This window comes from Microbacterium sp. NPDC089698 (genome assembly GCF_044749045.1).
Classification (GTDB): Bacteria; Actinomycetota; Actinomycetes; order Actinomycetales; family Microbacteriaceae; genus Microbacterium.
This window is the reverse complement of sequence record NZ_JBIVHE010000002.1, coordinates 462,724-475,023: the sequence shown is the minus strand read 5'-3', so window position 1 is coordinate 475,023 and position 12,300 is coordinate 462,724. Positions and strand designations below refer to the sequence as shown.

Genomic DNA, 12,300 nt, shown 5'->3' with positions numbered 1-12,300 from the left:
GCTCGCCCCGATACGTCAGAAGGTCGGGCCGGTCGAGCCGGGGAACGGCGTGCCGCCCGCATCCCGGATCGCCTGCTGCTGGGCCTTGATCTGCCGCACGATCGCGGTGCTGAGGACCAGCGATCCGATCAGCGCGAGCGCCACGAGGATCCAGACGCCGACGTCGGGATCGACGAGGTTCAGGACATAGATCACGATGACCGCACCCGCCAGCAGCGCACCTTCGATGCAGGCGAACGCCACGAACATGCGGGAGCGCTTGCGGGCGAACTCCTCGGAGATGCGGCGCACCTGCGCCTCGGTCGAGTAGTCGGTCATGTCCGACAGCGTAGGCGAGGGGCGGGCATCGTCGTGATGCCCGCCCCTCGAGGCCTGCGCCTGGACTCAGACCGGGTCGCCCTGCACCGGGCCCTCGGTGTTCGGCTTCCAGCCGAGCGCCGGCGCCACGTGCTCGGCGAAGGCCTGCAGCACGTGCAGGTTGTACTCGGGCCCGAGCTGGTTCGGGATCGTCAGCATGAGGGTGTCGGCCGCCATCACGGCCTCGTCCTGCTTCAGCTGCGAGATCAGCACGTCGGGCTCGGCCGCGTAGGTCTTGCCGAACGTGGAGCGGAACCCGTCGATCACGCCGATCTGGTCCCCGTTCTCCTCGCTGCGCAGCCCGAAGTACGCCCGATCCTGATCGCTGATGAGCGGGAACACGCTGCGGCTCACCGACACCCGGGGGGTGCCGGTGTGGCCGGCGTCCTTGTACGCGGCGCGGAAGAGGTCGATCTGCTCGCGCTGCAGCTCGTGGAAGGGCTGGCCGGTCGCCTCCGTGACGAGCGTCGAGCTCATCATGTTGAGGCCCTTCCGGCCGGTCTCCTCGGCGGTCGCGCGGGAGCCGGATCCCCACCAGATGTGGTCGCGCAGGCTCTCGGAGCGCGGTTCGACCGGGAGGTAGCGGCCTTCGCCGACCATCCGCGGATCGCCGGGCGCGACGCCGGCGCCGTCGATCGCCTCGAGGAACAGGTCGAACTTGTCGCGGGCGAGCACGCTGCCGCGCTCGCGATCCTCCTCGTCCACGTAGCCGAACGTCTCATAGCCGCGCAGCGCGGTCTCGGGTGAGCCGCGGCTCACGCCGAGGGCGATCCGGCCGTCGGCGATGAAGTCGAGGGCGGCGGCCTCCTCCGCGAAGTACAGCGGGTTCTCGTACCGCATGTCGATCACGCCGGTGCCGACCTCGATGCGCTTCGTGGTCGCGGCCATCGCGGAGAGCAACGGCATGGGCGAGGCGGCCTGGCGTGCGAAGTGGTGCACGCGCACGTAGGCACCGTTCACGCCGATCTCATCCGCGCCCTGCGCGATCTCGATGGTCTGGTGCAGCATCTCCCCGGCCGTGCGGGTGACGGATCCGGGCACGTTCGCGTAGTGCCCGAAGGACAGGAATCCGAAAGCCTTCATGATTCATTCAAACGCATGGACTGTGCCTCACATTCCCCGGTTCCTCGATCCGCGAGACTCCAACTCCGCGACGAGACTGCACTGCAGAACCGCAGTCTCGTCGCCCAATTGGAGTCTCGCGGATCTGGGTCATCGGATCTGGGTCATCGGTCGGCGGGGATCAGGAAGCCGTCCGTGACGAGGACGCGCAGGCGCGGCTCGAGGTCCGCCCAGAGGTCGACGAGGGGGACCTCGAAGAGGTCGGCGAGCGCGGCCGCGATCTGCGTGACGCTGAGATCGCCGTCGCACGCGCCCACGAAGCCGGCGAGAGCGGGGTCGACCGAGATCGTGCGCCCGAAACCACCGCCCTGGCGCAGCTCGATCACACTCGGCGCCTCCTGGCCCGGCATGTGATGGCGGGCCTCGGTCACATCCGCGGCCACCAGCAGTACGTCCGGGATCCCCTCGGCGAGCGCGTCGTGCCCGGCGAGGCCGTCGCGGAACGCTCTGCCGACGCTCGTCACCGGCTGCGGAACCGTCTCGAACCGGCGGAGCGGCGCGGCGGCGGTCTCGCCCCTCTCCAGAACCGCAGGTCTGCGGATCAGGACGTACCCGAACCCGATCTCGGTCACGCCGCGGGCGGCGAAGTCCGCCAGCCACGCATCCAGGAGCGGCTCGAACGCGGCATCCCTGGGCGTCGTGCCGCCGTCGCGGATCCACAGCTCCGCATATCCGAGCGGCGACAGCGTCTCCCGCTGCACGACCCAGGCGTCCAGCTCCGGTGCGATCCACGACTCCAGACGGCGGATCCCTCGCGCGGATCCGAGGGACTCCCAGTTGCCGAGGAGCTGCGCGGATCCGCCGGGGACGAGATGAGCCGGAGCCTGCGTGACGAACGCCTCGACGAGCGCGTCGCCCACGAGTCCGCCATCGCGATACTCGTACTCGGGCACGCCGGCGCCGCGCGGCGTGATCACGAACGGCGGATTCGACACGATGAGCCCGAAGCTCTCCCCGGCCACCGGCTCGAACATGCTGCCCTGGCGGAACTCGATGTTGCGGACGCCGGCGAGCATCGCGTTGAGCTCGGCATAGGCGAGGGCGCGCGCGGAGATGTCCGTCGCGATGACGGTTCCGGCGTGCCGCGCGACGAGCAGCGCCTGTATTCCGCAGCCCGTACCGAGGTCCAGGGCGCGCTCGACCTCGACCGGCATGACGAGCGACGCGAGGGTGCGGGAGGCGCCGCCGACGCCCAGCACGTGGTCGGGCGGCAGCGCGCCGCCCCCGTCCAGGTGGTGCAGGGCGAGCTCGTCGAGGTCGCTCGCGATCCACCACTCCCCGACACCGTCGGCGTCGACGAACGACTGGGGTCGGATCAGGGCGGCCGGCACCACGCGCCCGTCCTCGCGATAGCCGAGGCCCAGGGACTCGAGGCCCTCCAGCCCGGTACGAGCGAGCGCTGCGGCGACGTCGGCCTCGGGCTGCGGCATGCCCAGCACGAACAGGCGCCCGAGCGTGGCCAGGGCGTCGGTGCGGCCCTCGATCGCACGCAGCAGCGGAGAGCGGACGCCGCGGGCCAGGGCGTCGTCGGCCTCCGCGCCCCACGCGGCACGCAACGGCTCCGAGCGCAGGTCGGCGGCATCGAGATCGGCGGCGAGCGCCGCGCAGAGCACGGAATCGGGGCGGGGCAGCAGGTGTCGGACCACGGCGTCAGCCTACGCGCGACGCCGCGCGCACACGCGACAGCGGTGGAGGGATGCCGCGCACCCTGCCCGCCTCCAGGGATCGGCACGGCGCGCCGCCTAGAATCTCAGGGCCAGCACTCCACCGGCACTCCCCCGCGCCCCGCGCCCGACGGATCCCCGATGACTTCCACTCAGACCGAACCCGCCTCTCCGCGACGGCGCCTGCGCCGCACGGCGGGGGCTCTCCTCGTCGCGCTGAGTCTGGGACTCCCCCTGGTCGCGGCATCGCCCGCGTCGGCAGAGGCGACGCCCACGCCGAGTCCGACGCCGACGCCGCAGCACGCCGGCGTGCAGCTCTCCCTCCAGCCGGACGGGAACGGCTCCTATGCGCCCGGATCGCCCCTGACGGCGACGCTCATCCTCCGCAACGACGCCACGACGGGCCTCGGCGCGGGCACGGTGCACCTGGAGCTCGGACGGGCTCCGCTCGGCGACCGCCGTGCCGTGGGCGCCTGGCTGGACGGATCCGGCGACGCTCCGGCGCTCAGTCCGATCGGCGACGTCAGCACCACCGTGCTGGATGCCGAGGGGACCTCGCGCACCCAGGTCGTGGTCCCCGGGACGGACGTCGGCGCGCTCGCACCCGGCGTCTACCCCCTGCAGGCCCGGTTCGACACCACCCCGGCGCTGACGGACGCTCCCGCCCCCGCGCGCAGCGCCCTCGTGGTCGCGCAGGGCGCGCCGGCGACGGTCATCACCGTGGTGCCCTTCACCGCGACGCCGGCCGGCGACCTGCTGAGCGCCGCCGAGCTCACCGCCCTCACCGCGCCCGCCGGCGCACTCACGGCGCAGTTGAACGGCGTGGCCGGAACGGGGGCCGTGCTCGCCGTCGACCCGTCGATCCCCGCGGCGATCCGCGTGCTCGGCGCCGGTGCCCCCGCCACGGCGGCGGCATGGCTCGCGCGTCTCGAGGCCCTGCCCAACGAGCGTTTCACGCTGCAGTTCGGCGATGCGGACGCCACGGCCCAGGCGGCAGCCGGCCTGAACGCGCCGCTCACGGTCGACGACTTCGACCCCTTCGTCAATCCCACGGGCAAGACGCCGACGACTCCTGCTCCGACCCCGTCGACGACCGCGGCTCCCGGGCAGAGTCCGGCTTCGCCCGCGGCGATCGCCGGCGCCCGCACCGACATCCTGTGGCCGCGCGGTCAGGTGACCGCGGGTCAGATCGCGACGATGTCGCACTACGGCGCGCCCGGAACCGGCACGCTCTCCATCCTCCCGTCGACGACGTTCGCCGCGGGAGCGAAGGATGCGCCCGTCGCTTCGCGCGGCGCCGTCGACGGAGCCCCGGTGCTCGTCAGCGATGAAGCCGTGTCAGAGGCGCTCAGCACCGCCGCCGGCCAGTCGGATGCGGTGGCACGCGGCGGCGCACTGACCGAAGCGAACGCGATGCTGTGGTTCGACGCGCCGGGTTCGACCGTGCTCGCCGGACTCTCCCGTGCGGACACGCGATCCGAGGAGGGGCTGTCCAGCGCCATCACCACGTTCAGCGGGGGGCAGGACGGCCGGCTCGACCGCGTGCTGTCCGGCGCGCCCACGGAGCTGACGGTCTCGACGGAGTCCGCCGAGGACCGTGCCGCCGCGGTCGTCGCCCTGAACGCGGACGCGGATCGCCTGGCCCAGTTCGCCACGATCCTGGAGCGCCCGGCCGACCTCACCGTGCGCGAGCGCATCTCCATGCTGCGCCTGCTCGGGGTCGGCGTGCACACGACGCCCGAGGACTTCGCGGCCGCTCTCAAGACGCACCGCACGTCGACGCAGAAGACCATGGGCGCGGTCGGGATCCAGCCGTCGAACCCGATCCTGATCAGCCCCAAGGTCGACGTGCCGGCGTGGGTGCGCAACGACCTCCCGTATCCGGTGCGGGTCACGCTCAACGTGTCCTCCAGCGACAGCCGCATCGACGTGCCCGCCAAGACCGAGGTCGAGGCGCAGCCCTCGAGCACCACGCGCGTGCGGCTCCCCCTCGAGTCGCACGTGGCGAACACGGAACTCACGCTGAGCATGTCGCTGACGAGTCCGACGGGCGTCGCGATCGGTCCGACGCAGACGGCTCGACTCACGATCCGCGCGGAGTGGGAGGCGATCGGCCTGATCGTCTTCGGCAGCCTCGGCGTGCTTCTCATCGGCGCGGGGATCATCCGCACGATCCGCCGCCGCAGGGCTGCCGCCGCGGTCCATGCCGCAGACGGCATGGACGATTCCGGCGCATCGGAGGACGGCCCGACGGACCCCGCGGACGCGGCCTCCGATCCTGAGACGGGACCGCAGACGCAGGCCCTCGCAGACGGGAATGCCGGATCCGCTCCGGCGGACAGGGAGACGAATGAGTAGCCTCGGTCGCGCAAGCGCGCTGCTCGCGGCGGGCACGATGGTGTCCCGGGTCACCGGGCTGCTGCGCACGATCGTGCTGGTCGGGCTCATCGGCGCCAATGCCGCGCCCGCCGCAGATGCGTTCAACGTCGCGAACCAGCTGCCCAACGACGTATACGCAATCATCTCCGCGGGCGTGCTCACCGCCGTGATCGTGCCGCAGATCGTGCAGGCGGCAGCCCATAGCGACCGAGGCAACGCATTCATCTCCAAGCTCTTCACGCTCGGCACCGTGGTTCTCCTCATCACGACCGCGCTCGCGATGCTGGCAGCCCCGTGGCTGGTGTGGCTGACCTTGGGCCACCGGCCGCCAGAGCAGCAGGCCCTCGCGATCGCGCTCTCCTACTGGTGCCTGCCGCAGATCTTCTTCTACGGCCTCTACTCACTGGTCGGCGAAACCTTGAACGCTCGTCGCATCTTCGGTCCGTTCACCTGGGCACCAGTCGCCAACAACATCGTCTCGATCGCCGGTTTCCTGGTGATCGGGGCCCTGTTCGGCACACCCCTGGAGCACATTGCACAGTGGACGCCGGACCGCATCGCGTGGCTCGGCGTCACTGTGACGGGCGCCATCGCCATTCAGGCTGGCATCCTGCTCGCCTTCTGGCCGCGCACCGGTCTTCGTCTACGTCCAGACTTTCGCTGGCGCGGCGTGGGCCTCGGGAACGTCGGTCGCATGGCCGGGTGGACCCTGCTCATGGCGCTCATGGGCCTCGGCGCCGGGATCTACCAGAACAATGTCGCGAGCATGGCCTCGGGCGCAGGACCGTCCATCGCCGTCATGGCCAATGCCTGGCTCGTGTTCATGCTCCCGTACTCGATCATCGTGCTCTCGATCGGCACTCCCTACTTCACACAGCTCAGCGAACATGCGCACGCGGGCGATCACGGCCTGGTGCGTGAGGACATCACGCGTTCGATCCGCATCCTCGCCTTCTTCCTGATGGGCGCTCTGGCTGCCGTGCTCGCCGCGGCTGTGCCCGCATCACGGGTGTTCACGAAGTTCCGCATCGACGCCCCGGAAGCCGCTCTGGTCCTCGTGGCCTACCTCCCCGCGCTCATCCCACTCGCCGTGCTCTTCATCGTGCAGCGCACGTTCTACGCCTACGGCGACACGCGCACTCCGTTCCTGTTCACGTTGGTGCAGTGCTCGCTCATCGTCGCCACGGCCTTCAGCGCTCAGCTGTTGGTCTCCACGGACACCGTCCCGGTCGAGAACCTCGCTGCGGTGATCGCTCTCGGGCAGTCGCTCGCGAGTACCATCCAGACGATCCTCGCCGTGTGGCTGCTGCACCGACGGCTCGGCGGCATCGGCACCGCGAGCTGGACACTCGCGATCGGGCGGTTCGCGGTCGCAGCGATTCCTGCTGCCGCCGCGGGATGGGGGACCTATCTCCTTCTCGGCGGCCCCACGGGATGGACCCTGGCATCGCAGCTGACCGGCGCGCTCGGTGCGGCGATCGTCGGCCTCGTGGTCCTCGTGGTCTACATCGGACTGCTCGCCCTGCTGCGCGCGCCGGAGCTCGACGCGCTCAAGGGTCTCGTCCGCCGGTTCGCGCCGTCCCGATGAGCGCCCTCGTCCAGGCACCCTCGTGACCCGCACCTATCCCGACACGATCGCCGCGCCCCTCACGCGCGAGCTCGTCGTGAAGAAGTCGCGCTTCATCGCCCACCTGGTCCCCGTCCGATCCGTGGCCGAGGCGGATGAGGTGATCGCCTCCGTCCGCCGGCAGTACTGGGACGCGCGTCACAACTGCACCGCGATGGTGACCGGCGTGACCGGTGACCAGGCGCGATCCTCCGATGACGGCGAACCCTCCGGCACGGCGGGGATCCCGATGCTCGAGGTCTTGCGGCGCCGTGGCCTCACCGACGTGGTCGCGGTCATCACGCGGTACTTCGGCGGCGTGAAGCTCGGTGCGGGCGGACTGATCCGGGCCTATTCGACGGCGGTCTCGGACGCGCTGGACGAGGCAGCGCTGCTGCATCGTCGTGAGCTCCTCGAGGCACGCATCGACGTTCCGCACGGCGACGCCGGACGCATCGACAACGGCCTCAGGGACTGGGCCGATGCGCACGGATCCTCTTTCGGCGATGTCGTGTACGGCTCCGTGGCCTCATTCACCCTCTGGGTGCCTCCCACCGACCAGGCGCTGCTCGTCGACGATCTGGCGGCGTTGTCGGCAGGATCCCTCGCCCCGGTCTTCGGCGAGACCCGCGTCGTCGACGTCGTCGCCTGACGCGGGTTCCTCCTCACACGATCACTCCCGCGTCTCGGGGTGGAAGTTGCATCCCCCGCCTCGAAAGGCTCGCCCAGCTCCGCGGAATGCCGCGCCGGTACCATGTGTTGAAGCGTGCGACAGCAAGGAGAGGCAATGCGACAGGTCATCATCATCGGTTCGGGACCTGCGGGGTTCACCGCGGCGATCTACGCGGCTCGCGCGAACCTGAACCCGGTTCTCGTGGCGAGCTCGGTCGAGGTCGGAGGCGAGCTGATGAAGACCACCGAGGTCGAGAACTTCCCCGGCTTCCCCGAGGGCATCCAGGGCCCCGATCTGATGGCAAAGATGCAGGAGCAGGCCGAGCGATTCGGCACCGAGGTGCTCTACGACGACGTCACCGAGCTCGAGCTCGACGGCGAGATCAAGAAGGTCACGCTCGGCAGCGGGACGGTCCTCGAGGCCGCGTCCGTGATCTACGCGACCGGATCCGCCTACCGCACGCTGGGCATCCCCGGCGAGGAGCGCCTCTCCGGCCACGGCGTCTCGTGGTGCGCGACCTGCGACGGGTTCTTCTTCCGCGAGCGCACGATCGCCGTCGTCGGCGGCGGCGACTCGGCGATGGAGGAGGCGACCTTCCTCACGAAGTTCGCCTCGAAGGTCTACATCATCCACCGCAAGGACTCGCTCCGCGCCTCCAAGATCATGCAGGAGCGCGCCTTCGCGAACGACAAGATCGAGTTCATCTGGAACAGCGCCGTCGAAGAGGTCCTGGGCGACGACGCCACCACCGGCGTGCGCCTGCGCAACACCGTCGACGGCACCACCACCGACCTGCCCGTCGACGGCCTTTTCATCGCGATCGGCAACGACCCGCGCACGCACCTCGTGCACGGCAAGCTCGACCTGACCGCCGAGGGCACGATCTGGGTCGACGGGCGCACTTCGCGCACGTCCGTCCCCGGTGTGTTCGCCGCCGGCGACGTGATCGACCCGACCTACCGCCAGGCGATCACGGCAGCCGGATCCGGCACGGTCGCAGCACTCGACGTCGAGCACTTCCTCGCCGCCCTCTCGGACGGAACCTCCGCCGAGTCCGTTCTCGTCTAGGCCTCGGGAACACTTCAGCCCCTATCGCTGTTGACGCCTCTGAGCGTCTCACGCTTTCACAAAGGAGAATCATGACTGCCAAGGCAACCAGCCAGGCGACCTGGGAGCAGGACGTGCTTCAGGCCGATGGCGCCATTCTGGTCGACTTCTGGGCCGAGTGGTGCGGTCCCTGTCGTATGGTCGCGCCCGTCCTGGACCAGATCCAGGCCGAGAACGGCGACAAGATCACCATCCTCAAGCTCAACGTGGATGAGAACCCGGATCTCGCCATGAAGTACCAGATCACGTCGATCCCGGCGATGAAGGTCTTCCAGGGCGGCGAGGTCAAGACCACGATCATCGGCGCCAAGCCGAAGTTCGCGCTCGAGCAGGATCTGGCCGCATTCCTCGGCTGATCCACCGACAACCTCGAAGCCCGCTCTCCATCCGGAGGGCGGGCTTCGTCGTTTTCTGGGGTGATGTTTCACGTGAAACGCCCCGAGCCTCCAGGAGCCCTCTCGGCAAGCGCGTGCACTCGACCGTTTCACGTGAAACGGTCCCCGGGGATGTAGAGCCGGCCGTCGAGCAGGTTCCGATCTATCCGCCAGCGCATCCGCGACGTGGATCGCGAGCCATCGAAACAGACCCGCACGCACGATGTTTCACGTGAAACGAGACCAGAGGCCTCGGGTCAAGGACGCGTGTCGTCCGCGAGGAGATCCCACCGTCGGTACTTCGGGCCGTCCCCGAGCAGACTCCAGACGATCGGAGTGAGCTCCGGGTAGTCCAGGGCGATCCGGCGGAGGACGTCGAAGTTCCCCGCCTCGTCGGGCCGGGTGCCGCCGTTCTCCACGATCTCGTCGGCGCGCAGCAGGAACACCACCAGCTCGTCGACGCTGGGCAGCTCCTCCATGAACGCCCACGGGTCCTCTCCCCCGAGCAGCCGTTCCTGAACGAGGACGGCGAGCTCATCCGCCGCTTCGGCGCGCAGCACTTCGAGGCTGGCACGGCGCGTCGGGGATTCAGTCACCCCCCAAGCCTACGCGGCACCAGATGGACGAAGGCCCGGAGGATCCACTCTCGCGGATCGTCACCGGGCCTTCGTCGGGGCAGGGACAGCGGATCCTCGCTTAGGAGCCGAAGCCTTCCTCGCCGATCTCCGCCAGGATGCGGTTCAAGTCCTGAATCGAGGCGAACTCGATCTTGACCTGGCCTTTCCGCGCCCCGAGCGCGATCTGAACACGGGTGTTCAGGCGGTCACCGAGCTTCCCTGCGACATCGTCGAGGTAGGCACGCCGCGCACCGGCCTGCGGCTTGACCGACTTCGCCACCTCGCCCGCCGCGGCGATGGTCTTCGCGGCTTCTTCGGTGGCGCGCACCGAGAGATCCTCGTTGACGACCTTGTCCGCCAGACGCTGCATGAGGTCGGCGTCATCGAGGGAGAGGATCGCCCTGGCGTGCCCTGCCGACAGCACGCCGGCTGCCACTCGCTGCTGCACGGGGACCGGGAGGCGCAGGAGGCGGATGGTGTTGCTCACCTGCGGGCGCGAACGCCCGATGCGGAGCGCGAGCGCCTCCTGGGTGATGCCGAAGTCCTCGAGCAGCTGCTGATAGGCGGATGCCTCCTCGAGCGGGTTCAGCTGGGAGCGGTGCAGGTTCTCTAGGAGCGCGTCGCGCAGCAGATCCTCATCCGCGGTCTCGCGCAGGATCGCGGGGATGGACTCCAGTCCGGCCTCACGGGCCGCACGGGTACGCCGCTCCCCCATGATCAGCTCGTATTTGCCGTCTTCGTTCTCGCGCACGACGACCGGTTGCAGCACACCGAACTCGCGCACGCTGTGCACGAGCTCCGCGAGATCGCCCTCGTTGAAGTGGGTGCGCGGCTGACGGGGGTTCGGGACGATGTCATGCGGATCCACGCGGATCAGACGTGCACCGGGCACCGCGATGAGGTCCTCTTCCGGCTCCGCGACCTTGGTGGCAGCCGCGGTGTCGGGCACGGCCTCGAGTCGGGCGCCGGGGAAGAACACATCGACAGGACGCTCTGTGGCATCCGAGGTGGGGATGAGTGCGCCGATCCCCCGGCCGAGTCCTGTGCGTTTGGCCATCAGTGCCCCTTCTCGTTTTCCGTCGCCCGACGGGCGATCTCCACTGCTGCTTCCCTGTAGGCGACCGCGCCCACCGACTGTCCGTCATAGGCGATCACCGTCTGACCGAAGCTCGGCGCTTCGGAGACGCGCACCGAACGCGGGATCACGGTGTCCAGCACCTCGTGCGGGAAGTGACCACGCACCTCCTCCGCGACCTGCTGCGCAAGACGGGTGCGTCCATCGAACATCGTCAGAAGGATCGTCGACATCGTGAGCTCCGGATTCAGGTGCTTCTGGATCATCCGGATGTTGCCGAGCAGCTGGCTCAAGCCTTCCAGTGCGTAGTACTCGCACTGGATCGGGATCATGACCTCGGTCGCGGCAGTGAAGGCATTGATCGTGAGCAGGCCCAACGAGGGCGGGCAGTCGATGATGACGACGTCGGCGGGGTGCGCAGCCAGGTAGTCGTTGAGCGCAGTACGCAGACGGTGCTCTCTCGCGACCTGGGAGACGAGCTCGATCTCCGCTCCGGCGAGGTGGATCGTACTCGGAGCGCACAGCAGGTTCGGCGACTCCGGACTCACCTGCACCACGTCGACAAGTGGGACATCACTGATCAGCACGTCATAGATGCTCTGCAGATCCGCAGTGTGCGGAACCCCCAATGCCGTCGAGGCGTTCCCCTGCGGATCCAGATCGATCACCAGGACCTTCGCCCCGAGATCCGCCATCGCCGCGGCGATGTTCACGGCCGTCGTCGTCTTGCCGACGCCACCCTTCTGGTTCGAGATCGTGAAGACACGGGTCGGTCCATCGAAGCGAACCGTGACGGAGTCCAATGCTCTGCGGCGAGCGGTCAGATCCGCGAGTTCCCGCGCAAGGGGGGTGTCCACGCCGTATCCAGCAGTCGAGGTGCTTGAGGACTGTTTCACGTGAAACATCCACTCCTTTCGACGATCTCCGACGGGGAAACGACGGAATCTCCACTCTAACTTGCGCGGCCGACAATCCCCTTGTGCATCGGCGAATCAGTGTGATGTTTCACGTGAAACATGGCGCTCGCAGGGCGACGCTAACCTCGGCCGGCACTCGTTCAGGGGATTCGGCCTCGTTGCGGACCCGGGCTCCGGGGTGTGCGCGTGACGAATCGGAGGGTTCCTTCCCGCTCCGCGGGCCCCTCCCTATGTTCGTCACCCGCACACCCCTGCGCCCTCCCCTGCCGGGGTCGGTCACCTTGGGTGAGATAGGGATGTTTCACGTGAAACGAGGCGGTGCGAACCCCAGACCGGTGGCGCGGGCTGTAGGGCCACGCCGTCGAATGTGCATTGCGCGTAGCCAAGGCCTTCTTCGCCGAAGACACAA

The 12,300-nt window shown here is 69.1% G+C and carries 11 protein-coding genes; 5 read left to right on the top strand and 6 right to left on the bottom strand.

The features are described from left to right. Positions 1-15: 15 nt before the first annotated feature. The 3 genes from ACIPY5_RS09315 to ACIPY5_RS09305 all read right to left on the bottom strand — a co-directional run bounded on the left by ACIPY5_RS09315 (position 16) and on the right by ACIPY5_RS09305 (position 3,125). On the bottom strand, positions 16-318 hold the full coding sequence (locus ACIPY5_RS09315) for a hypothetical protein (RefSeq protein ID WP_400969561.1): 303 nt from the start codon (positions 316-318) through the stop codon (positions 16-18). 66 nt (positions 319-384) lie between these two features. Further along, entirely contained in the window at positions 385-1,440 is a 1,056-nt protein-coding gene (locus ACIPY5_RS09310) for an LLM class flavin-dependent oxidoreductase (RefSeq protein WP_400969558.1), read from the bottom strand. A 143-nt stretch (positions 1,441-1,583) separates the two neighbouring features. Continuing rightward, the gene (locus tag ACIPY5_RS09305; RefSeq protein ID WP_400969555.1) at positions 1,584-3,125 is read right to left on the bottom strand and encodes a methyltransferase; all 1,542 of its coding nucleotides are present in this window, start codon (positions 3,123-3,125) and stop codon (positions 1,584-1,586) included. A 159-nt stretch (positions 3,126-3,284) separates the two neighbouring features. Between ACIPY5_RS09305 and ACIPY5_RS09300 the strand changes: the two genes are divergently transcribed. The 5 genes from ACIPY5_RS09300 (at position 3,285) to trxA (ending at position 9,264) form a co-directional block, all read left to right on the top strand. Then, positions 3,285-5,501 (top strand): DUF6049 family protein, encoded by a 2,217-nt coding sequence (locus tag ACIPY5_RS09300; RefSeq protein WP_400969552.1) that lies wholly within the window; start codon positions 3,285-3,287, stop codon positions 5,499-5,501. Continuing rightward, complete coding sequence (gene murJ / locus ACIPY5_RS09295) at positions 5,494-7,110, top strand: murein biosynthesis integral membrane protein MurJ (protein WP_400969549.1); 1,617 nt, start codon at positions 5,494-5,496, stop codon at positions 7,108-7,110. Before ACIPY5_RS09300 ends, murJ begins: the two co-directional genes overlap by 8 nt. Before the next feature lie 22 nt (positions 7,111-7,132). Further along, positions 7,133-7,780, top strand: a complete 648-nt coding sequence (locus ACIPY5_RS09290; RefSeq protein ID WP_400969547.1) for an IMPACT family protein — start codon at positions 7,133-7,135, stop codon at positions 7,778-7,780. Between the two features lie 135 nt (positions 7,781-7,915). Continuing rightward, positions 7,916-8,869: a thioredoxin-disulfide reductase gene (gene trxB, locus ACIPY5_RS09285; protein WP_309340360.1), complete on the top strand. Its 954-nt coding sequence runs from the start codon at positions 7,916-7,918 to the stop codon at positions 8,867-8,869. Positions 8,870-8,940: 71 nt separating this feature from the next. Beyond that, positions 8,941-9,264: a thioredoxin gene (gene trxA, locus ACIPY5_RS09280; RefSeq protein ID WP_045271334.1), complete on the top strand. Its 324-nt coding sequence runs from the start codon at positions 8,941-8,943 to the stop codon at positions 9,262-9,264. A gap of 275 nt (positions 9,265-9,539) precedes the next feature. Here trxA and ACIPY5_RS09275 read toward each other — a convergent pair whose 3' ends face one another. The 3 genes from ACIPY5_RS09275 to ACIPY5_RS09265 all read right to left on the bottom strand — a co-directional run bounded on the left by ACIPY5_RS09275 (position 9,540) and on the right by ACIPY5_RS09265 (position 11,879). Continuing rightward, positions 9,540-9,878 carry a tryptophan synthase subunit alpha gene (locus ACIPY5_RS09275; protein ID WP_400969542.1) on the bottom strand — a complete coding sequence of 113 codons (339 nt, stop codon included), beginning with the start codon at positions 9,876-9,878 and terminating at the stop codon, positions 9,540-9,542. Between the two features lie 100 nt (positions 9,879-9,978). After that, positions 9,979-10,956 (bottom strand): ParB/RepB/Spo0J family partition protein, encoded by a 978-nt coding sequence (locus tag ACIPY5_RS09270; protein WP_400969539.1) that lies wholly within the window; start codon positions 10,954-10,956, stop codon positions 9,979-9,981. After that, on the bottom strand, positions 10,956-11,879 hold the full coding sequence (locus ACIPY5_RS09265) for a ParA family protein (RefSeq protein WP_309340354.1): 924 nt from the start codon (positions 11,877-11,879) through the stop codon (positions 10,956-10,958). The genes ACIPY5_RS09270 and ACIPY5_RS09265 overlap by 1 nt, the downstream gene beginning before the upstream one ends. Positions 11,880-12,300: the final 421 nt, after the last annotated feature.

Excerpts from the sequence above, each read along its gene's own strand:
- ACIPY5_RS09270 (WP_400969539.1), bottom strand. The coding sequence starts at position 10,956 with ATGGCCAAACGCACAGGACTCGGCCGGGGGATCGGCGCACTCATCCCC.
- ACIPY5_RS09265 (WP_309340354.1), bottom strand. The coding sequence starts at position 11,879 with ATGTTTCACGTGAAACAGTCCTCAAGCACCTCGACTGCTGGATACGGC.
- trxB (WP_309340360.1), top strand. The coding sequence starts at position 7,916 with ATGCGACAGGTCATCATCATCGGTTCGGGACCTGCGGGGTTCACCGCG.
- ACIPY5_RS09310 (WP_400969558.1), bottom strand. The coding sequence starts at position 1,440 with ATGAAGGCTTTCGGATTCCTGTCCTTCGGGCACTACGCGAACGTGCCC.
- ACIPY5_RS09315 (WP_400969561.1), bottom strand. The coding sequence starts at position 318 with ATGACCGACTACTCGACCGAGGCGCAGGTGCGCCGCATCTCCGAGGAG.
- trxA (WP_045271334.1), top strand. The coding sequence starts at position 8,941 with ATGACTGCCAAGGCAACCAGCCAGGCGACCTGGGAGCAGGACGTGCTT.
- ACIPY5_RS09300 (WP_400969552.1), top strand. The coding sequence starts at position 3,285 with ATGACTTCCACTCAGACCGAACCCGCCTCTCCGCGACGGCGCCTGCGC.
- murJ (WP_400969549.1), top strand. The coding sequence starts at position 5,494 with ATGAGTAGCCTCGGTCGCGCAAGCGCGCTGCTCGCGGCGGGCACGATG.